Source organism: Blastocatellia bacterium (assembly GCA_035275065.1).
In the GTDB taxonomy this organism is placed as follows: Bacteria; Acidobacteriota; Blastocatellia; order UBA7656; family UBA7656; genus DATENM01.
Window position 1 is genome coordinate 68,469 of record DATENM010000129.1, and the last position, 21,442, is coordinate 89,910.

General features: G+C 59.2%; 14 protein-coding genes. 3 read left to right on the forward strand and 11 right to left on the reverse strand.

Annotated features, from left to right (window positions below):
* Nucleotides 1–227 precede the first annotated feature (227 nt).
* Both VJ464_24300 and VJ464_24305 read right to left on the reverse strand, forming a co-directional pair.
* A complete protein-coding gene (locus VJ464_24300; GenBank protein HKQ08269.1) occupies nt 228–3,488 on the reverse strand; it encodes a S41 family peptidase in 3,261 nt (1,086 codons plus the stop codon).
* Nucleotides 3,489–3,637: 149 nt separating this feature from the next.
* A complete protein-coding gene (locus tag VJ464_24305) occupies nt 3,638–4,633 on the reverse strand; it encodes a lipase family protein (GenBank protein ID HKQ08270.1) in 996 nt (331 codons plus the stop codon).
* A 304-nt stretch (nt 4,634–4,937) separates the two neighbouring features.
* On the opposite strand from VJ464_24305, the gene VJ464_24310 reads away from it, so the two are divergent.
* From VJ464_24310 to VJ464_24320, 3 genes are all read left to right on the forward strand, one after another.
* Nucleotides 4,938–5,135, forward strand: coding sequence for a hypothetical protein (locus VJ464_24310; GenBank protein ID HKQ08271.1), 198 nt, complete (start codon nt 4,938–4,940; stop codon nt 5,133–5,135).
* A gap of 66 nt (nt 5,136–5,201) precedes the next feature.
* The gene (locus tag VJ464_24315) at nt 5,202–5,636 is read left to right on the forward strand and encodes a hypothetical protein (protein ID HKQ08272.1); all 435 of its coding nucleotides are present in this window, start codon (nt 5,202–5,204) and stop codon (nt 5,634–5,636) included.
* A gap of 116 nt (nt 5,637–5,752) precedes the next feature.
* A complete protein-coding gene (locus VJ464_24320; protein HKQ08273.1) occupies nt 5,753–6,304 on the forward strand; it encodes a hypothetical protein in 552 nt (183 codons plus the stop codon).
* 395 nt (nt 6,305–6,699) lie between these two features.
* Here the strand turns inward: VJ464_24320 and VJ464_24325 are convergent, their stop codons facing one another.
* From VJ464_24325 to VJ464_24365, 9 genes are all read right to left on the reverse strand, one after another.
* Nucleotides 6,700–7,377 (reverse strand): arylesterase, encoded by a 678-nt coding sequence (locus VJ464_24325; protein ID HKQ08274.1) that lies wholly within the window; start codon nt 7,375–7,377, stop codon nt 6,700–6,702.
* Between the two features lie 123 nt (nt 7,378–7,500).
* Nucleotides 7,501–8,265 (reverse strand): metallophosphoesterase, encoded by a 765-nt coding sequence (locus VJ464_24330; GenBank protein HKQ08275.1) that lies wholly within the window; start codon nt 8,263–8,265, stop codon nt 7,501–7,503.
* Between the two features lie 65 nt (nt 8,266–8,330).
* Nucleotides 8,331–10,946 carry an ABC transporter permease gene (locus tag VJ464_24335; protein HKQ08276.1) on the reverse strand — a complete coding sequence of 872 codons (2,616 nt, stop codon included), beginning with the start codon at nt 10,944–10,946 and terminating at the stop codon, nt 8,331–8,333.
* Between the two features lie 200 nt (nt 10,947–11,146).
* Nucleotides 11,147–14,227: a TonB-dependent receptor gene (locus tag VJ464_24340; protein HKQ08277.1), complete on the reverse strand. Its 3,081-nt coding sequence runs from the start codon at nt 14,225–14,227 to the stop codon at nt 11,147–11,149.
* Nucleotides 14,228–14,413: 186 nt separating this feature from the next.
* A complete protein-coding gene (gene sbnA / locus VJ464_24345; protein ID HKQ08278.1) occupies nt 14,414–15,415 on the reverse strand; it encodes a 2,3-diaminopropionate biosynthesis protein SbnA in 1,002 nt (333 codons plus the stop codon).
* Between the two features lie 64 nt (nt 15,416–15,479).
* Complete coding sequence (locus VJ464_24350; protein HKQ08279.1) at nt 15,480–15,839, reverse strand: hypothetical protein; 360 nt, start codon at nt 15,837–15,839, stop codon at nt 15,480–15,482.
* A 114-nt stretch (nt 15,840–15,953) separates the two neighbouring features.
* A complete protein-coding gene (locus tag VJ464_24355; GenBank protein HKQ08280.1) occupies nt 15,954–17,801 on the reverse strand; it encodes an ABC transporter ATP-binding protein in 1,848 nt (615 codons plus the stop codon).
* An 80-nt stretch (nt 17,802–17,881) separates the two neighbouring features.
* Nucleotides 17,882–19,483 (reverse strand): MBL fold metallo-hydrolase, encoded by a 1,602-nt coding sequence (locus tag VJ464_24360; protein ID HKQ08281.1) that lies wholly within the window; start codon nt 19,481–19,483, stop codon nt 17,882–17,884.
* 57 nt (nt 19,484–19,540) lie between these two features.
* A partial coding sequence (locus VJ464_24365; GenBank protein ID HKQ08282.1) for a thioesterase domain-containing protein occupies nt 19,541–21,442 on the reverse strand: 1,902 nt, incomplete at its 5' end.

A 21,442-nucleotide genomic window follows, 5' to 3' on the forward strand; every position in this document is an offset into this window, starting at 1 on the left:
TATGGCTCTGTGCTTACAGACAGTATTTCACATGTGTCTGGCGGCTGCAACCACGCTGCACGCGGCAAGCGTCGCTCTTCTTTTTTGAATGGCGGCTTTACCGGTGCGGCCTGCTTTGCGGCAGTCGCCGGTCTGCCATGCTCAACCCGCCGGAGAAGGCGGTGGGGGAGTGACGTAGGACAGACCGCCCGGTCTGTCCCCTTAGCTGACAGAGGTGGCCGTCTGTCTTACCTTTTTTTCATCAACTCCTTAACTGCCGCCTCGATCTGCTGGTCGTGGCCTGACGACATGACGGTGGGCTCGTTCATGACGCGGATGTCCGGCTCGGTCTGGACGTTCTCGGCGCATTTCCCGTCCATCGTGCGCCAGCAGCCCATCGGGATACCGAACCGCAGCGTCGGATCGATCTGATTTTCCCACCAGACGAACGTGCCCGTGCCCGGAACGGGCATGCCGACAAGGAGACCGAGGTTCTTCGCCTTGTACGCGAGCGGGAAAAGGTGCGCGTCCGAGTAGTTACTCTCGCCCATCAGCACGATTGACGGCTTGATCCACTTGTCGAAAGGCTCGCTGCCAATATACTGTCCGTGCGGGATGACGTCGAAATACTTCTTGCCGCTCAGGAAATCCGACAACTGCTCATGGATGCCGCCGCCGCCGTTGAATCGCGTATCGATGATGATCGCGTCCTTGCTGACGTTCAGCCCCAGAGCCTCGTCAAAGACAGTACGCATACTTGGATCGTTCATCGCGCGAACGTGAATGTAGCCGATCCTGCCACCCGACAACTTGTCGACCTCCGCCCGCCGCTGGCGGACCCACCGCTTATAAAGCAACTCGCCCTCGTCGCCGCGCGTGACCGGCTTCACGGTTTCGTCCCAGCGCTTGTTGTTGACGGGATCAAAAACGGAAAGAAGCGTGTACTTGCCGGCCTTGCGATTTAGCAGCTTGTAAAAATCCATCGATGCGTCAATCGTCGTGCCGTCTATGGCTTCGATAATGTTGCCGGCCTTGATCGAGGAAGCGGCGAGGTCCACGGGCCCACCCTGGATGACCTCAGCGATCTTCACGCCGCTGCCGGTGTGGTCGTAGTCGTAAAGCAGGCCAAGCGAGGCCGTTTGGTCGCCGTTAGGGAACTGCGGGCTGTAGTAACAGCCCGTGTGCGAGACGTTCATCTCGCCGAGCATCTCGCTCAGCATCTCGGCGAAATCGTAATTATTGTTGATGTATGGCAGGAAACGCTTGTACGCCGTATAGTAAAATTCCCAGTCGACCTTTTGCAGGTCAGGGAAGATAAGTTTCTCCTTGAATTGGCGCCAGCTATGGTCGAAGATATATGCCTTCTCGGCCGAGTAGTTGAGTACCATCTCGGTCGCGAAGGCGATAGGTTCGGCCTTGCCGCTTTCGACGTCGATCTTCATGGCTCGCCCCTCGGCAAGTACAAAGAGGAATTTCCCGTCCGGCGAAAGCTCCATTGATGTCCTGTTCGCGCCAAGTTTTGCGAAGAGCTTTGTGTCGCGCGTACGGAGTTCCGTGACCCATAGATCGTTGCCTTTCTCGAAATTAGTGAGGTAAAAGAGCTTTTCGCCGTCCTTCGAGAGGACCCAGCCGGACGCGCTCGATGTGTGGATCGTCAGCCGAGTTTTGCGGTCGGTCAGTCCGCCCCAGTCGATAACGATCTTTTTGTCCTCGGGCTTTGGCGAAGCAGCGGGAGACGCGGCTGGCGAAGCGCCAGGAGACGGACCGCTCGCCTTGGCTTTTTCCTCGGCGTCCTTTTTGTCTTTATCCTCTTGCTCTTTCAGAAGGGCGAACTCTTCCTTCGTGAGGCGCTGGCGGTCGTAGAATGCCTTTGTGAAGTACATCCCGTAGACGTCGCCCTGCTGCGGGTCACCGGCCTGGTTTCTTGCGCCTTCGCGGTCGGAACCCCAGATCATCATCTTGCCGTCCATTGCCCACTTAGGGTTGAAGTTGTCATAGCCGCTCTGGGTGAGGTTATGCACTTCGCCGCCGTCGGCCGAGACGAGTCCTACCTCGGGGCTGAACATCCGCTCAGCATGCGCAAATTGGACCAGGAACCACTTCGAGTCGGGCGACCATTCATAATACTGATCGCCATCGGCGTATGAATAATTCTTGTCCGCGGGCAGGACCGTGCGTGTTTGTTTTGAAGCGATGTTATAGACCTTAAGCGTCTGCCGGTTTTCGAGGTACGCGATCTCTTTGCCGTCGGGCGAATAGGCCGGCTGGAATTCCTCGGCAGGTGTAGCCAGGACTGTCTCCTCTTTGAGGACGGTCGACACACAGAAGTACGGTTCCTGCTTGCGTGAGATCGAGACGGTGTAGATATTCCAGTTGTTGTCGCGCTCAGCGGCGTACACGAGTGAGCGGCCGTCGGGGCTGAAACTTACGGTGCGCTCCTGCCAAGGGGTATCCGTGACCCTCTTGACCATCTTGCCGTCCATCGATGAGACAAAGATCTCGCCGCGGAATACGAATGCGAACTCCTTCCCATTCGGCGACAGTTTTGCCTCGGTCATTCCGCCATTGATCGGGACGATCTGCTCAATGGAGCTGCGACCGTCGGCGGCGATCCGCACGTTGACCTTTTGCGGCTCACTGCCGGGTTTCATCGTGTAGAGCTGGCCGTCGTACGAGAAAGCAAGCGTGCCATTGTTGGCGCGGGTGAGAAAGCGCACGGGATGCTTTGTAAGATGTGTGACCGCGGTCGACTTGTCGGGATGAGCAAGGCTGCTTTTGTACACATTAAAGCTGCCGCTTTGCTCGCTGAGGTAGTAAAAATCGTTGTCGTTAGAGTCGAAGACCGGATTGCGGTCCTCACCCTTGAAGCTCGTCAGCTGAGTGTATTTTTTCGACGGGACGTCGTACACCCAAACGTCACGAGTGACGGACGAGGTGTGGTGTTTTCGCCAGTCGCTCTCGTACCCCTTGTAGTCGTGAAAGATGATCTTATCGCCCGTTGAACTGACAGTTGCGTCGAGAGCCGGCGACGTCAATATCAGCGAAACACGGCCACCGTTGACCGGCACGCTGTAAAGTTCGGTCATGCCGGGCGTGGGAAACTGCGCATTGGTCGCCAGATCCTGCCGCTGGGCTGCAAAGAGGATGGCCTTGTCGTCCGCCGTAAACGAGAGCGGCGCTTCGCGGCTCGAGTGGTATGTGAGCCTTTTCGCATCCCCGCCGCCGGCCGGCATTATGAACACGTCGAAGCTGCCGTACCGGTCCGATGCGAACGCAATCGACTTGCCGTCATGGCTCCATACGGGAGCAAATTCGTAGGACTCGCTCAGGGTAAGCGGCACTGCGGTGCCGCCCGCCGTGGGGACTGACCAGATGTCGCCTTTGTATTCGAAAAGCAGGGTCTGCCCGTCCGGCGAGATCGCCGGGTATCGCAGCCACAGCGGATCGTTTTGGCCGTAGATGGCCGTAGACAGGAAGAGAACGGTCGCGAGGCAAAGTAACGGTTTCATATTGGCTCCAAGGGGCACTATTGAGGGTGAAAAAAGTAAGTCTGCTTCCTTTTACGTTTTGAGTCAAGGAAGGTTGCGCTCCCAAGGGTGGGGAAAATCAGCGATCATAGCCCATTCGTTCAGGAGGTGATCTACGTTGATGGCGACCTCTATCGGGTGAAGCGCCGCATTTCTTCGAGATAGTTATTCCAAATATGATTCGCATAAAAAAGCGGGGCATGATCAACAAATCCATCATCAGGAATATCACCGAGAAAACCGGACCTGAGATGACCAAGCACGTTGAACTGGTGACTGAAATAACCGGTGAACCTGTCTCTCAGCCTGCCGGATAACTTCTGATTATCGTTGATCTGCCCTTTGCTATCTATATACTTCAATCCATCCACGTGACGGTAGATGCCTAGTGGTGGGAGCCTTAATGGTTCATAAGAGCCTATGAGCGGCACGTTGGTCACGATGTCGTTGTTATTTACGAATCGATAAGTGTTGATATGGTAATCATCCTTAAACGCTCCGTCCCCAACACGCGGTGAGCCAAAGGTGTACACCCCCTGCACGTTCCCGTACCGGTCGGCAGCGAGAGTAGCAAGAGCTGCTCCCAGACTATGTCCTGTTATCCACAGCGTGCGGTTATGACCGGCGGCATTCTTGATTTGGTTTAAATAGGACTCAAGGCCCTGTTTTTCGCCTTGATCTTTCCAGATTTCATCAAGGGCCTTCTTGAACCCCTTGTGAACATAACCTCCCTGCTGGGAATCTACGAGAATTATACTTATGTCGGCCAATATATCAGCCACTATTTCATGGAAAACTGATTTGAACCCTCGCTTATAAACCTGTGTGCCTCTGAAGGCAACTACTATAAAGTCGTTGTTAGACGCTACAAAACATTGTGTGCTACTGCCGGTAAAGGCCATGAAATCTACTAAGCCTGCCTTGCGAAATTCTTCCCTTATATAAGCCTCTTCATCGTAAACGAGCAAAGAAGCTTCCGCGAGCCACCAGGCGTTGACCAATTCGAACCTGCTAGAATTGTATCGAAACGGGTGGTTCTGGCTGTTCTCAAAGAAGATTCGATCCCTGTTAGGAGGTAGGACGTTATCTAAAGTTGCCCTTGGAATCGGTTTAGGTTGATCCTCCATTTGTGAATCTCTCCTTTCGGTACATACTGAGCGACGTTGTAGGAACTCTGATTGATTTAGAGTCAAAGTTAATACGCAATGATCGCCTATCTTCGCAATGCTAGTGCGGACAATCAACAATTATCCATATCCATCAAGCCCTCTTTGGGAGGCCTACCCAGTAAAACGTCAAAGGATGTCGGATGGCTCTTACGAGGAGGTGCCAAGAGATAAGCTGATTGCATATACATCCCTCCGCTACTTTCCTGACAGTAACCTAAAGCAGCTTTGCGTGTGCGGATTCTTATACCACTAATGAGCTGCGGTGGAAAGCCTGGAAGTAAATTATTTCCCTTGTCCCAGGCGCAAGCCTGCCGGTGTCGGCTCTTTTGTTGTGGGCGTGGGCCTGATTAACGACGTGAACAAATTGCAGCAATATGGCTTTCTGATCTTTGAGCCACTCTGCCGGCAGACATCAACTCAGGCATCGGCTAAAATAGCACTGCCCAGGCATTTGACATAGCCGAATCGCGGGCGTAGACTTGCGCCGCTTCGTAAATCTCACAGCCCTTCGGAGGTAAGAACAACTATGAAACGCACCATGCTTTTTGTGTGGGCTATTTGCCTGCTCGCATCCCTGACGTTCGCTCAATCGAAAGTGCCGGCCAACTCGAAAGTTTACATCAGTAAGATGGAAGGCGGCCTTGACGGCTTCATCGCAACCGAGATATTGAAAAAGAAACTCCCGATCACCATTGTTACCGAAGATAAAGATGCGGATTTCATCCTTGTCGGCACATCAATCAAAGCTGACGATAAGTGGTATCACACTGTTTTCGGCGGCAAGGACAAGAACGAAGGTAATGTGCAACTACTATCCGTCAAAGATAAAACCCTTGTGTGGGCCGGCGAAGCCGGCGACCGCTCGCTCATGTGGGGCAGCCTCCGGCGCGGCGGACAGAGAAAAGTTGCGGATCGTATTGTCAGCAAGATGAAGAAAGACTTGTTTGAGAAGAAGGGCTAGAAGACATTTTATCGTAAGGTAGACTTGCGCGGTGATGAAACTAACGATTCGCGCTATAGCTATGTGCGGCGAGGCTACCCTAATCAAGTGAAGAAAATCAATGATGGAGAAACCCTATGCCTGAGCATGCGAATGTCAATCCCTCTGATTGGAGCTGGTTGCAGGATACCTACTGGTATGTTCTGCCGGGCAATCTGCCGGCTCTGCAACTAGACACAGATCAGGAGACGCTCAACTGGGTGGTTGATCAAACAGTTTGGCATATCACCGGCTACCGCAACGGCTACTTCTGGGGCGTCTCGGCTACCCTCATCATTCAAGATGCAGAGGGCATGCCTCAACAAGCTCCAACCTCTCAGCCGGTTTGCTTCACGATGCTTGGCACGATTACTCCCGAAGGCCGGATACATTTAACCTTCATCCGTAGCCATCAGCCCTCTTCTGCGACACCAACGATTGGCATCGGTCGCGCTATTCCTTATAGGGATGCCTGGAGTTTAGAGATGCAAATGTCCTCTGGGACTGACAAGCAGACTGCACATTGGGCGTATATGACGCGTGTGCAGCCCGCTGACCCAAGTTGGGAATCATTGCCTGGGGTTGGGCTATCAGTACCGGAGATGCTAAACAGGTGTAAGCCGCCGCAACTGGGCGGCAATTCGGAGTGAAGCTGTGGCAAGCCGCTGCGGTCTGCGGTCTGACCAGCCGAAGAATCTTACGGGCGGGGTAGCCTTCGAACGATGAAGCGGAATGAGGCGAAGGCCACCTGCTTTGCGGCAAATGGCGGGAAGACCAGACAATTATGCGGGAATCAGGTGGTAGAGGAACTAAAACACCGTGCGGGAATACAGTTGGTGGGTGCGTTGAGCAGCGGGGTGAGAAAGATCTGATGAGCCAAGGTGCGAAACGCGGGCGGCTACGTTTTACCAGTCCTTATCGGCCACTAACAGAGGGACAGATCGAAGGATGTCCGAATTGCCAGCATTGAAATAATGCCAGGGGCCGCAGGCCGAGCGACCTGCGCGAACTTGACCGAGCGCCGAAGCCCCACCTGGCAGTGCAGTTATTTCGACGCCACCTTATCGGTCTTTTCGAGCATGGGCTTGAGATAGCGATAGACCGTGTCGGCGACGATGCGCGCGCCCGCCGGGTTCGGGTGGATGCCGTCGGCTTGATTCAGCGAAGGGATGCCGGCGACGCGGTCGAGCAAGAATGGAATCAGCGCTACGTTATGCTCTTTCGCCAGGTCGATGAAAGCCTCATCTGTCCAGCGGCAGTAATCGATGCCGGAATTGGTCGGCGCTTTCATGCCGGCGAGCAGTACCTGTGCGCCGCGCTTCTTGGCGTGCTCGATGATTGTACTCAGATTCTCTTTCATTTCGGCGATGTCGAGGCCGCGCAGGATGTCGTTGGCGCCCAGCTCGACGATGATGACCTTGACATCGCCGCCCTCCAGCGTCCAGTTGATGCGCCGCACACCACCCGCCGAGGTGTCGCCGGAGATGCCGGCGTTGACCACTTCATAGTTCAGGCCGTCGGCCGTGAGCCTCTTTTGCAACAGCTCGGGGTAGCTCTCTTCGGGGCTCAAGCCGTATCCGGCAGTCAGGCTGTCGCCGAAGGCGACGACCTTCGCTACACCGTTAGCCGGCATCGCGGGCGACGACGCTTTCGACGGCCCGCCTTTGCATGCAGCCAGGGCCAGCAGCGTCAAGAACAGAAGACAGGATGGCCAAAATCGCACGGTTCTATGATAAGAGTTGAGCAATTGACATGTGCGATCTACAGACATGGTTCCCTTCCTTAGAGAAGCTCCCTTCGTCATAACCGGCCAGCAGCCCGAGCGGGGCGTCGTCAACTTAGGCAGTTAGGTATCCGATGACCAGATCAATTTCAGGCACTCTTTCAACAAGTTATTTTCACTCGGGTATCCTAAGACGCTCTGCACATAGCGCACGCGGTCAATCAGGCAGTCACAGGGAATGTGACTGTGGCCAAAGATGTGGATGACGGAGTTGACGGCGCGAATCTGTTGATCGAGAGCGGCGCAGCCGGCGACTTTTGGAAGGCCCTTGAATGTGAGTCTAGCGACTTCTGGCAGAAGATCACGACGTGGGAGGAAATGGGAAAGGGTGATCACCGGCCTATCATAGCTTTTGATATTTGGCGCGTTGGCGCTGAGAAGATACTCGGCAACGGAGTCGATCCAAGGCGGCCATTTGCAAAAATAGTAATCCGCCCATGCCTCCAACGTTTCCGTGTCTGCGCTCTGATCCTCATCAAAGCCCTCCTCATACCACGACAACAGGGGAACAATCCACAGCTCACCCACCCGCGCCGGTTTCGCGCACACTCCCAGGTCATCGCACAGCTGCAAAATCCTTTCGAGTTTAGCGGGCGAGTGACAGTCGTCCCTACGCGTCCACAGTTCGTGATTTCCTGGGACATAAAATACCCGGCCGAACCTTGCCCGCATGTGCGCAAGTGTCTTTGCGATAACCGACAGTTGATCAGCGATGTCGCCAGCGATTAAAACGACGTCGTTTTTGTAATCCTGTAGAGAAAGCCATTGCAGGGCTCTCCAATTCTCAGCGAAATCAGCGTGGAGGTCTGAGATGGCGAAAACTCGCATGGTCTGACTTCAAGGGATAGGCGCTTATCAAAGAGCGAACGGCGTTGAAAGCCTCAATCGAAAGTCTACTCATAGCGGAGCGCCTGCATCGGGTCCACCTTCATTGCCCGGCGCGACGGTAGGTAGCCGGCCAGGAGTGCTACTGTCAACATAACGGCAATGGCCACGCTGATCGCCAACGGATCCGTGCTCTTCACCCCAAAAAGCATGCTCGAAATCAGGCGGGTTGCGGCAGTGGCAACCGCCAGGCCGATGACGATGCCGGATGCGACCATCACTAAAGTCTCACGCAGCACGATCCAGAGAATCGTCCGCCGCTGTGCCCCCAGTGCCATGCGGATGCCGATTTCCTGAGTCCTGCGGGTCACCGAATGGGCCATCGTACCGTAAAGGCCGATTGAGGCCAGGACCAACGCCATTCCCCCGAAGATTGACAACAGCGTGGACAGCGAGCGCTCTTCGCCAAAGAACCCGTCCAACTCGTCCATCTGGGTTTGGATCTCTCTCAAGGCCAACCTCTGATCAACTTTCTGCAACTCCGTGCGGACTATAGAAATGAGGCTGGCCGGGTTGCCCCTGGTGCGAATAAGGAATTTCATTTGCCCCAGCGACTGCGGCAACGCCTGAGTATAGGGAATATAAACACACCCCTCCCATCCCTGTTGCCTCAGGTTGTACTTGATGTCCTTAACTATGCCGATGACTTGAACGTCGACGGGCGCCTGCGGTTGTGGAAGCCCGAGGCGCTCCGCGACGGGATACTCTTTCGGGAGGTGCTGGCCCAGGGCATCTCCATTAGGGAAGAGCCGGCGGGCCATGGACTCGCTGATGATGGCAACTCGGGGCGATTTATCCGTGTCGGCAGCGGTGAAGTCGTGCCCTTGCAGCAGGTCGATGCCCATGGTTTCAAAGAAGCCCGGACTGACCATACTGAAATCGGCCCTCCTGGTCAACGACAGCCGCGACAGGCTCGCGGCCTCCACTCCGGGCAGTTGATTCATTTCTTCGAGGATGTCGTGGTAGAGCCTCATCTCCTTGGCGTAATCGTAGCCCATCAGCGACGGATAGGCCCACATGGTCAAGACCTTTTCCCGCTCGAATCCGGTATCGACACTATGGAGTTGCCCGAGGGTGCGCACCAGAAGGCCGGCGCCGATCAGCAGGACCAGCGATAGCGAGACCTGCGAGATGACGAGCAGCTTCGAGACGCGGCGCCAGTTGCCCGACTCGTTCCCACTCTCATTGCCTTTCAGGCCGGGAACGAGATTGACGCGCGTCGTCGCGAGGGCCGGAGCCAGGCCGAAGCAGATGCCGGTCAGCAGAGTGACAGCCACAGTGAAGGCCAGGACTTTGGCGTTCGGCGTGAGATTGATCGGTGCTTGCTGCTGTCCGTAGGACAGGATCGAGAGGAGAATGGCGACGCCCCAGTTGGCGAGGAGCAAGCCGAGCGCCCCCCCGAGGACTGCAAGCAGGACGTTTTCCGTGAGCAATTGTCGGATCAGCCGCGCGCGACTCGCCCCGAGCGCGAGGCGTATGGCAACCTCCTTGCGCCGCCCTGCCGCTCTCGCCAGCAACAGGTTGGCGACGTTCACACAGGCAAGCAGGAGCACGATGCCAACGACCGCAAGCAGGAGTCGCAGCTCGAAAGCGAAGCTGTCGTCCGCGTCCGAACTGCCTCTGAGGCCCGGCAGCAGGGCAATCTGCTGCTGCCGGATGTTGCGCGCGGCTTGCTCACTCAGGTCAGACCCCGCCATCTGCTTCATGGCCTGCTGATAGATCACAGCCAGCTCGTCGCGCGCCGCCTCGGGACGAACCTCGGGCTTGAGCCGGCCCATAATCTGGAAGGTCGTGTGGTCTCTCAGGGCAAGCCGGGGCTGCATGAACATTGGCAAGACGAGGTCGGCTGGCCCTCCTTTAGCTGCCCTGCCGGCAACCGTCCTGCCGAAAAATCCGGGCGGCGTGACGCCGATTATGCTGACCGGAACGTCGCCCAGTAAGACGGTTCGGCCAACAATCGTCGGGTCCTTGGCAAAGCGCCGCTCCCAGTAGCTGTAGCTAATGACGGCCACGAAATCGCCATCCGGCCGGTCATCGTGGGCGTCGAAAGTCCGGCCGGCGACCGCCCCCACGCCCAAGACATCAAAATAGTTCCCCGACACGAAGTCGCCATCAACGATCTCTGACTGGCCATTGCTAGTCACGCTGAGGCGGGTGCTATCGAAGGCGAAGAGGCCGGAAAACGAAGTGCTCTGGTCATGTATCTGTTCGAAGACTTCGCGCGGGACATTCGACATCAGCCGGCCCGTGGGCTGCACGATGTTAATAAAGTATAGCTGCTGAGGCTCCTTCACCGGCAACAGCCTGAGCAGGAAAGCATCGACGAGGCTGAAGACCGCGGTGTTGGCACCGATGCCAAGAGCAATGGTAATTACAACGATCATGGTGAAGCCGAGCCGTTTCACCAGTCCGCGCCCGCCATAGCGAACATCGGCTAAGACCTCTTCGAGCAAACGGACGAGGCGCGTAGAGGAAGAGTGTTCCGTAGCCGGCATGTGGTCAGCCGGATCAATGGCTGATTGATCGCCACGGTCACCACGCACGCCGTTCGCTTCGTGGCCAGACGGCTGCGCTAGCTGCGGGTGAAAGAGTGATTTAAGTCGTATTTTTATCTGGCTCAACATACCGTTCTCCTTTTGGCCCGGCCCTCGCGGAATAAGGGAGACGAACGCGGACATCGACATGCAGCCTGCTTGAAAGATCCGCGGCAATCATAACACAAGCGGCGGCAATGTAAATCGTGATCGGCCGGTCATGGGGTGTCCGGGGTCGGGGAATGGGCGATGACCTTGCGCCGCCGCTGCGGCGCGTCGCCCACTAAAGGCTAGAAGGTCAGCCGGAACCCGAACTGCCCTTGGAAGGGGATCCCCACCGGCTCAGAGAATCCCGTGGCGCCGAAGAAGTTGATGGGCTTTTTGAAATTCGGGCTGCCCACCGTCCCATCAAAAGAATTGCCGAAATTGGCCGCGTTGAACATGTTGAAAGCCTCGAAGAACAAGGCAAGCCCTTTGCCTTCGGCGAACTTGAAATGCTTCGAGACCCGCAGGTTGACCTGTGCGAAGGCGTCACCACGCAGCGTCCCGGGCGGCAGGTGGTGCTGATCATTGCCGTCACGCGTCTGCCGGTCATTGAAGGTGCCGTCCTGATTGGTGTCTCCGCCTCCGCCGGCGCCCGGGTCGGGCAGGAGGCTGTAGGGCCGCGCCGAGGTCAGATGGATGAGCGGCGAGAGCTGCAAGCCCCACGGCAGGTCGACGATGGCAGCCAGCACGAAGCGATGCCTCTCATCTTCGCCCGGGTGCCCGAAATCTTGCTTCGGATCGAATTTATCAAAGGGGTTCTGTGGATGGCTCTCAAAGTCCCCGACCGGTCCGAACCAGGCGAGGGTTCGCGATAGCGTGTAGTGCGCCTGCAACTGGAAGCCAGAGGCGTACCGCTTGGTCACCGAAGCAGTGAGCGCGTCATAGCGGGAGCGGCCGTCGGATTGGATCAAGAAGATACTGCCAAAGGGCACCGGCTGCCCGAACGCCGCACGAATCTCGGCGGCGTGCGCCGCGAAGTCCGCATCGAGCAGCCTCGCCGTGATGGCGTCCCTGCGGCTGGCGCCGACCAGCGGGCCGATTCTCGGGTTGGCGTCAGTCTCGGTGAATTCGTGCAGGCCGAGGACGTGCACATAGGTAAGCTCAACGGCCAGGTCTTTGCCGAGTTGTCGGGCAAAGCCCAGGCTCATCTGCTGCGTGTAGGGAGAGGTCAGGCTCGGGTCGATGAGGTGGCCGGCGGCGATTTCACCGAAACCAAGGGGCGGGTTTTGCAGCGGCCGGGGGATGACGGGTGGCGGCGAGCCCAGGTGCAAGTTCGGCGCGGCGTTGATCGTCAGCGCGTAGATCTCGGGATTGGCCTGCTGAATCGCATGGAGCGGCACGTCGAGGAAGGATTGATCATAATAGATGCCATAGCCGCCGCGCAGCACCGAACGCCCATTGCCTTTCAGGTCCCAGGCGAAACCGATTCTGGGCGAGAAATTATTCCGGTCGTCCTGGACCACGCGTGAGCCGAGCGGGTGGCCGATGATGCGAAAGAGCTTGAAAGCGCGGTTCTCGCGCTGGTGCGACGAATCGAGGAAGCCAAAGTCGGTGTCGTACCTGAGGCCCAGGTTCAGGGTCAGACGCGGCCCGATCTTCCAGTCGTCTTGCACGTACCAGGAGAACTGCTTAGCGCCACCGGCCAGATCGAAATGCGGGTCGCCGCCGGCCAGCGAGATCTCGGCGACCACGCCCATGCCGGCTACGCTACTCGGCGGGCCCGTGATGCGTCCCGGCAAGACCTGGCTGGTGAAGAACCCTTTCGGGAACTGGTCAGGGTGGTGGACGATGTCGTCAATCGTAAAATTGAATCTGTAGATTGGCGCCGACTCCGCGGCGTCAAAGCCGCCAAGGGCCGGCTCGTAGACGAAGTCGGCGCCGAGCTTGAAGCCGTGGCCGCCGCGGGTCCAGGTCAAGTCGTCGCGGAATTGATACTTGCTTTGCCGGGTGTGCTCGGGGACGTGCTGGTTGTGGCCGACCACGATGCCATCCGGGAAAGAGAGGTTCGGCAGGTCGGAAGCGCCGGCGAGATGGTTGCTGAAGCTGGCCATCTGGTAGAGGAACTGGTTGACCATCCGTGTGTTGATCGTCCAGGTCCAGGAGCCGAGCCCGCTGTACAGGTCAGAGGTCTGCTGATTGCCGCCCGAGAGGTCTGTGAAGACCGACAGGAAGCCTGCCAGGTCATTCAGCGAGCGGTTATTTTGTTGGGCGTAGCGAGCCGAGAGTGCATGGCTTTTGGTCGCGTAGAAATCGCCCTTGATGGTGATGAGGGTCTCGTCATAGGGCTGCGGCAGCAAGCGCACGGCGTCATAGCCGAACGGCGCCAGCTCGCGGATTTGATTGTAAGCGAAGTCCGGCACGATGGCGCCGCCTCGTTCGCGCGTGTGCTCTGCCGCCGCGAAATAGAAAGCTTTGTCGCGAATAATCGGCCCGCTCAGCGAGCCGCCGAATTGCTGGCGGCTGAAAGGCGGCTTGAGCAAGCCCTCGGCTTCAAACAGGGTCGGGTTGGCCGCCGCCAGCAGCGCCGAGGCGTTGGCATTGAATCGCTCGTCGCGAAAGACGCCAAAGACGCTGCTGCGAAAGTGGTTCGTGCCGCTCCTGGTGATGACGGAGAGCAGCGCGCCGCTCGACCTACCATTGGCCGCCGAGAAGCGCTGCGTCGAGAGGGCGAACTCTTGGATGCCCTCCATCGTGAAGTTCTGTAGACCGCCGCCGACATGGTTGTCCTTGTTGTCGCCGCCATCAACGGTCACATTGACATTGCGGCCGGTCGAGCCGCCGACCGAAAACGTCCCGGCCCTGGCCTTGACCGGGTCGAAGGAGGGTTGCATTGTCGCGCCGGGAACCAGCGGCGCCAGCGCCGCGAAGGAGCGCCCGTTGACCGGGAAGCCTTCGATGCCCTTCTGGTTGATGACACTGCCCAGGCTGGTGTCGTTCACCTCGATCATCGAGGCCGACTCAACCGTCACGGTCACCTGCTCGGCCGAGCCGGAAGGCGTCAGCGTTGGGTCGAAGCTGACCCGCGACAACACGTTGACGGTCAGCGAGTTCCGCAAGAGCCTGGCAAAGCCCTGGTGATCGACTTCCAGGCGGTATTCGCCGGGCACCAGATGAGTCAATTCGTAAGTGCCGCTGTCACCGCTGGTGGTGGTGCGCGGCACGCCGGTCGCCTTGTTGGTGGCGATGATGGTGGCACCGACAACGACGGCCCCGGTCTGGTCTTTTACCACCCCTGTGATGATGCCTGTGCTGGCCGTCTGTGACCGGGCGTGCCCTGCCGGCAAAAGGCCAAGCACCACCAGTAGGGTCAGGGAAGAAAGATTCATGATTAGCCTCTGCATCTTCATGGGGACCTCCAATGTTGCTGTTCGGGCAAGACGGGCTCGCCGGGCATCTGGCCGACTGCGGCAGGTGCCGGGGCGGGCGGGATGGATTGGACTCACTGGCGGCGCAATGGCTCGGATCGCCAACCGCTCCAAGGTCGCCCGCAGCGGCCGGCCGCAGGTCTCGCGTCACCGCGCCGTCAGGCATAACTCTTTTTGCCCCTCATCGCACCAGAGGTGAGAGACTTCACCGAAATGTTCCGCGACCCAGGCGTCCGAGTAGATGGTGTCGAGGTAACGCTCGCCGCGGTCGGGCAGGATGGCGGCGCAGACAGAGCCGGCGGGCAGCTCGTGCTTGATCTTCTCGACTGCCATGACAACCGCGCCCGACGAGCCGCCCGCGAGGATGGCCTCCTGCCGTACCAGGCGCCGGCAGCCGACGACGCAGTCGAGATCGGTCACGCTGACGAGCCGAGCCGCCAGCCCTGGCTGATAGAGTCTCGGGCGCACCGCGGCGCCATGGCCAGGGATCAGCCGCTTGGCCGGCTCGCCACCAAAGATCACGCTGCCGACCGCGTCGACCGCGATCACCTGCGCCGGCAGGTCGCGCGCCCGCAGGTATTCGGCGCAACCGCGCAGGGTGCCGCAAGTGCTGGTGGCACAGAAGACGAAATCGAGCCTGGCGCCGAGCTGCTCGATGATCTCGTGCATGGTTTTGTGGTGTGCCCTGGGGTTGCTGACGTTCGAATACTGGTCCGGCCAGAAGCTGTTCGGCGTCGCTTGCAGTAGCACCTTCAGGCGGTCCAAGCGCGCCTTGAGGTACTCGCCCGTAGCCGGGTCGGGCCTTTCGACCATGTCGATCTCGGCCCCATAGGCTTTCAGGATCTTGATATTCTGTCTGGTCGTCTTGGGATCGACGACGCAGATGAAGCGCAACCCCAGATGCGCACAGACCTGAGCCAGCCCGATGCCCATGTTGCCGGAGCTGGATTCAATCACCACCGTGTTGGCGTGAATCTTGCCGCGTTTGAGCGCATCCTGGATGATCTCTTTGGCCGCCCGGTCTTTGATGCTACCGCCGAGGTTGAGCCCCTCCAGCTTGGCGTAGAGCAGCAGGCGCGTGTCACCGGCGAGCTTGTCCAGCCTCACCAGGGGCGTATTGCCGATGCATGAAAAGATGTCATGATTCATTGCTCCTCCATAGTTCGAGTCACCTTTCACGTTGTTCAAAGGGCCTTAGCCGTGCATTCAGGCTCTAGCTACCCTGATCCTCCGCTGATGGCGCATCGGCGATGATGTCGGTGGCGTGTGGTGACGCTGCCCCGAGCGGATTCGCAAACGCGGCGCGCGACAGCTCGCTGCTCAGGTAAAGCTCGCTGGCGCTGACCGCGTTGGCCTGCCCCGGTAGCGCCTCCTCGGTTTCCTTGAGGTCGTCGCGCGCTTGCCGGTCGGACTGCGGATGGCGCTGATCCCAAAGGGACCAGAGGAGAAGGCTCAGCAGGTACACCAGCATGACCAGAAATAAAACGAAGCCCAGAGCCTCTACCACCTGGCGGGTGTGTGAGGGTCTCGGATGCGGCAGCGTGTGATAGGGATCTTGCGCGAGATACAACATAACCAACCCCCCCATTATTTCTGCCAGCCACGCCTCGGCGAACTCTGCCAGGGCCAGGCATCAGCCGGCTATCATCACCTCTACCTGAGAGGCTAAGACCGATTGAAAATTGCTCTAGGCGTTGTTGGCTGCGGCGTCGGCGCCGGCGAGGCCTAGCTCGGGGCAGCCCTCGGGCACCCCTTTGCCCACTTCCGGGGCAAGAAAGAGATTCGAGCGCAGCTCATGCTGCGTCGTGTAGAGCTGCCAGTACTTGCCCTGCTGTCTGAAGAGCGACTCGTGTGTGCCGCGCTCTGCGACCCTGCTGTTGTCGATGACCAGGATCTGGTCGGCCCGGCGGATGGTCGAGAGGCGGTGGGCGATGACGAAGGTGGTGCGGTCTTGCAGTAAGTAGGTGAGCGCATCCTGGATGGCGGCTTCCGAGATCGAGTCCAGGCTTGACGTGGCTTCGTCGAGGATGAGGATGCGGGGGTTGGCCAGGATGGCGCGGGCGAGCGCCACCCTTTGTCTCTGCCCCATGGAGAGCTTGATGCCGCGCTCGCCCACCCATGTCTGGTAGCCGTCCGCAAACCGCCTCGCGAACTCATCGACATGCGCCAGGTGGCACGCCCGAAGGATATCCTCTTCGCTCGCCTCGGGACGGCTGAAGGCGACGTTGTCGCGGATGGTGCCGCTGAACAGGAAGGGGTCTTGTGGCACGATTCCCAGATGCGCTCGGTAGGCATCCAGGTTCGTCATCGCCAGATCGACGCCGTCTATCAGGATCACCCCGCCAGACGCCTCATAGAATCCGGCAATCAGTGCCGTGATCGTCGACTTGCCAGCGCCTGATGGCCCGACTAGAGCGGTGGTCGTGCCTGGCTCTGCCCGGAAGCTCACGTCCCGTAGGACCGGTGCGTTCTCTTTGTAGGCGAAGCTTACGGATTGGAAGCAGACTTCGCCTCGCAACTGAGCCAGGCGGATCGAGCGGCGCGGGTCGTCGCCCTCGCGCGGCTGCGCCAGCAGCTCCTGAACTCTCTCCAGCCCCGCGAACGCCTCGTTGAATTGCGTGCCGATTGAGACGGCCTGAATGACGGGCGCGACGAGCACGCTCAAGAACATGACGTAGCGCAGAAAATCGCCCACCGTCATCTTCCCCGTCATGATAGCGACGCCGCCAAAGTACATGACCGCCGCGCCGATGGCCCCGGTCAGCACCACGACGGTGAGATCGAGGAAGGCCGCGGCCCTGGTGCTCACCAAGACTTTGTTGAGAAGCTGATCGACACCGCTAGCGAAAATTTCCTGCTCATGCGGCTCGGCGCGGTACGCTTTAACGACGCGGATGCCGTTGAACGATTCGGTCAGCCGCCCGGTCACTTCTGCGCGGATGGCGTTCGCCTCTCGAAACAGCGGCCGGTATTTGCGAAGGCGGTTGCGCGCGACCAGCCCGAACGGCAGCAGCACCAGGAAGATGACCAGCGTCAAGAGCACATCGATGCGGATCAGAATGGTGAAGGCGATGCAGGCGGTCGCGACCGCCCCCAGAAAGGCCACCAAGCCGCCGCCGAGGACGTTGCGTACTCCCTCGACGTCGCTCATGACGCGGCTCACCAGCGCCCCGGCTTTGTTGGCGTCGTAGTAAGCGAGCGGCAACCTGGAGACGTGCTGCTGGATGCGCTTGCGGAGGTCAGCCAGCAGGTGCAGGGCGGACATGCTGATGGTGCGGGTGATCACGTAAGCGGTTAGGCCCTGGACGAGCGTCGCGAGCACCCCTGCGACAACCAGCGTCAGCAGCATTGAGCGGGAGCGCCGCACGATGACGTCATCAACCAGGTACTTCGACAGGTAAGGCCAGGCCAGGCCAGCCGCCCGGTTGATGCCGATCAGCAGAACCGCAAAGAGCAACAGGTGCACGCGGCTCCGCAGCAGGGACCACAGGGTAATGCTAGAGATCGCCTTGGCGGCCTTGCCTAATTTGTTCATATTTTCCTTAGCGGGAAGGGCCGCGCCGCGACCAGGGGCGCGCGGCGACAGCAGCCACGCAGCCGGCAGCGGCCGGCGGCTCAGTTGAGGCGATCAAGCAGAATCTCTTTCTCTCCGAACAGCCGCTCGGCCGCGATGCCCAGTTGCGCGCACTCCTGGATGAGCCGGTTGGATTCGACAATCGGCCGAGATTGGTCGGTGTACTGTAAGCTCATGATGTAGCCGAGCCACGGTTCCTGCCCCATGGCGTAGACGTACGCGGACTTACAATTGAACCGGCGCACCAGGTCAATGGCCTGCTCGAAGTTGGAGCCCGCCAGGCGGCGCGATTCGTCCATGGCGCGCTCCAGGCTCTTAGTCAACAGCGGACCATAGAGCCATGTGAGCGGCGCGCCATCGCATTCCATCCCCAGAAAGAGCGCATCGATGTCGCCGAACTCGCCGTAGAGGTGCTCGTAGAGGCGCGGTTCGATGTTACATGAGTCTGCGGCAAACAGCAGCGACCTGTTGCCGAACCGCACCAGGTAGGCCGCCTTCGAGCGGATGTTGAGGTCCGAATGCTCCCCGAAGAATGGCAGGGCGGTGATGGAGCCGTTATCGAACTCAAGACGCTCAAGGTCGTCCATCTCGATGATGCTCTTGAAGCCCATATTCTGGAACATCAGTTTCATCGAGGGGTCTTGCAGCATGCCGCCCGAGTTGGCCGGGACGACGAGGTGTTTGATCTTGTGCCTGATCTGTAACAGGGTTTCGAACAGGACATGATCCTGGTGGTTATGCGTGATGACGACGTAGTCTATGGCATCGGGGAGGTCGAGATAGGTGTATCTGGAGACATTCGACTCGTAGGTGTAGCTCAGCATCGGGTCGAACAGCAGGTTCATGCCCTGCGCCTCAATGAGGATGCAGGCGTGGCCGAAATAACGCCAGCGGACGCCCTGGCCGGTGTAAGGCAAGTAGGGCGGCGGCGGCTCAGGCGTCAGGAACGCATCGATCAATTGCTGAGACGACTCCGATACGCGCAGCATCTCGCTGATCTCACCGCGCGGTCGCGGCGAAGACTTCAATCGGAAGAGATCGTCCACCACTTCATCATCGAAGGGCGCGCGCAGGTGGAAGCAGGAATCCGATTCCAGACGCGGCGTGCTGAGCACGAAGGCGCGGTGATCGCCAGTAACGACCGACAGCATCAGGCTCTGCGCCGAGCGGTCGTAGAACTGGCTCTTGTAAAGCAGCGGCTCAACCATGCGGAAGGAGGGGTTATTGTTGAGGTCGTACGCCATCTCGACATAGCCGCGCAGAATGTCGGGCACCTGCTCGTAGAGAGGCTGCAAGGAGTAGCCCTTTGCCTTCGTCCGCAACATCTCGTCTAGCGCACCGATGGCGGCAGAGAGCGCGATCAGGTGAGGCCGCTGTTTCTTGGTGTTGTCCCGCAACGCCTTGATCTCATCGACACGCCTGCCGTCATAATCGATGAAAGGGCCGCCCATCAGCTTCGGGTTTCTGACGGCGCTGGCATGCACCTGGGGGGCGTTGACGTATGAGTCCATGATCTTCAAGTGGCGCTCCGTCAGGTTCCTTGCGGCAGTCACAGGCGGAATCAAATGCGACCAGGCGTACCACTGGTCGAATAAGGGCTCAACCTGGACGTTCGGGCGTAGGTATAGCAGGTTGTTGTTCATGATAGCTCCTCTTGGGTGCGCCGCTTGGCCGGGCGCTGGCGTGTCATCTGGATGGCGTTAATAGGTGCCGGTGAAGGCGTTGGCGTCTTCAGGCGTTGGAAACGAGGGGGCAGCGCAACGGCGCGGCGGTAGGCCCGCGTTGCCCAGGCAACCAGCTAACTGCGCGGCCACCGCGACTGCATTCGGATCCGACATGAAATGGTCGTGATCGGAGTCGAAACAATAAACATCCACTCCACCGAGTGCCAGCTTCTCCCAGCCATAATCGTGCTGCTGACCGGGCGCGTCATGGCGGCGGAACAAGGTGATGCGACCCGGGTACGGCCGCGGCGTATATTGTCTAGCCGCATGCGGGTTGAGCACCCTGACCCGCAGCAACCGGAGGTATTGTGCCTCTGTAAGCTCCATTACCATGTGGTTCTCTTCGATCTCATAAGCGAGGTTTAGTTGTAACAGCTCGCTAAGCGATTTCGACTTGATGTCGTCAACCGCCAGGCCGACATTCTCAAGGCGATTGATCAAGTACTGGTGCTCGTGTGCTTGTAGTTCTGCTTCCGTAAGCGGTCCATTGGCGCTGCCAGAACGCGGCGTGGCATCAAAGATGGCGAGTAAAGCAACCTCTTCCTGCGCAGCCTTCAACTGCTGCGCGATTTCATAAGCGACAATCGCGCCGAACGAGTAGCCGCCGATTTGATATGGGCCGGCAGGCTGTATGGTACGAATATCAGCGAGATACTTGGCGGCCATCTCTCGGATATCAGAAAGGGGCGCCTGCCCGACTTCTAGCCCGCACGCTTGTAGGCCATAGAAGGGCTGGCTCTTGCCTAAGCGCCGCGAGACGGGAATGTAAATCTGCGCAAGGCCACTCGCGGCATGCACGCAGAAGAAAGGCAGGCGCGAGCCGCGTGGCTGGATCGGTATCACCGTAGACGGCGGCACTATGGCAACCTCTTCCCGCAAGTAGCAAGCCATCTGTTCAATGGTTTGATGATCGAATACGGCTCTTACAGGTATATTCTTGCCATACACGTCGCTCACCTTAACCGCTAGAGAGACAGCTGATAAAGAGTGTCCGCCGAGATCAAAGAAGGTCTCCTGTATGCCAAAATTGTCTATCCCAAGTACTGCGCTCCAAATCTCGAAGAGCTGTAATTCGGTGCTGTCGCGCGGCAGCAGAATCTCCTCTGACGCACGATGCACTGGCGCTGGCAGCGCCTTGCGGTCGAGCTTGCCGTTGGCCGTCAGCGGCAGCTCCCCCAGCATCACGAACGCCGCCGGCACCATGTACTCCGGCAGCCGCCGGCTCAACCCCTCCCGCAGCCGCTTGCCGCTCACCTCCGCCCCATCCTCGCCCACCACGTAGCAGACCACCTGCGGCCCTCGCCCTTCCTCTTCTCGCACCACCACGGCGCTCGCCCTCACCCCCGCCTCCTCGTTGACCGCCGCCTCGATCTCCCCTAGCTCCACCCGATACCCTCGCACCTTCACCTGCTGGTCGCTTCTCCCAAGGTACTCCAACTCCCCTGCGGCGCTGTACTTCACCACATCGCCCGTCCGATACAGCCGCGCCCCAGCTTCCCCACTGTAAGCATCGGGCACGAACCGCGAGGCCGTCTCCGCCGCTTCGTTCACATACCCCCGCCCCACCGCCGCCCCGCCGATGTAGAGCTCCCCGACCATCCCCGGCCCCGCCGCCTGCTCGCCGCCGCTCACCACATACCCCCGCACGTTCCCCAGCAGCCGCCCAATCGCGACCGTCGCCTGGCCGCCGCCCTGACTGCCGCCCTGGCCGCCGCCCTGGCCGCCATCCTGGCTGCTCGCCTCGACCTCCTCTACCCCCACCCGGTGCGTCACCACCCCGACCGTGCACTCCGTCGGCCCGTAGTGATTCACCACCTCCGCCCCTCGCCCTTGCCCCCACCTCACCAACTCCGCCGCCTGCTTCGCCTTCAGCCCTTC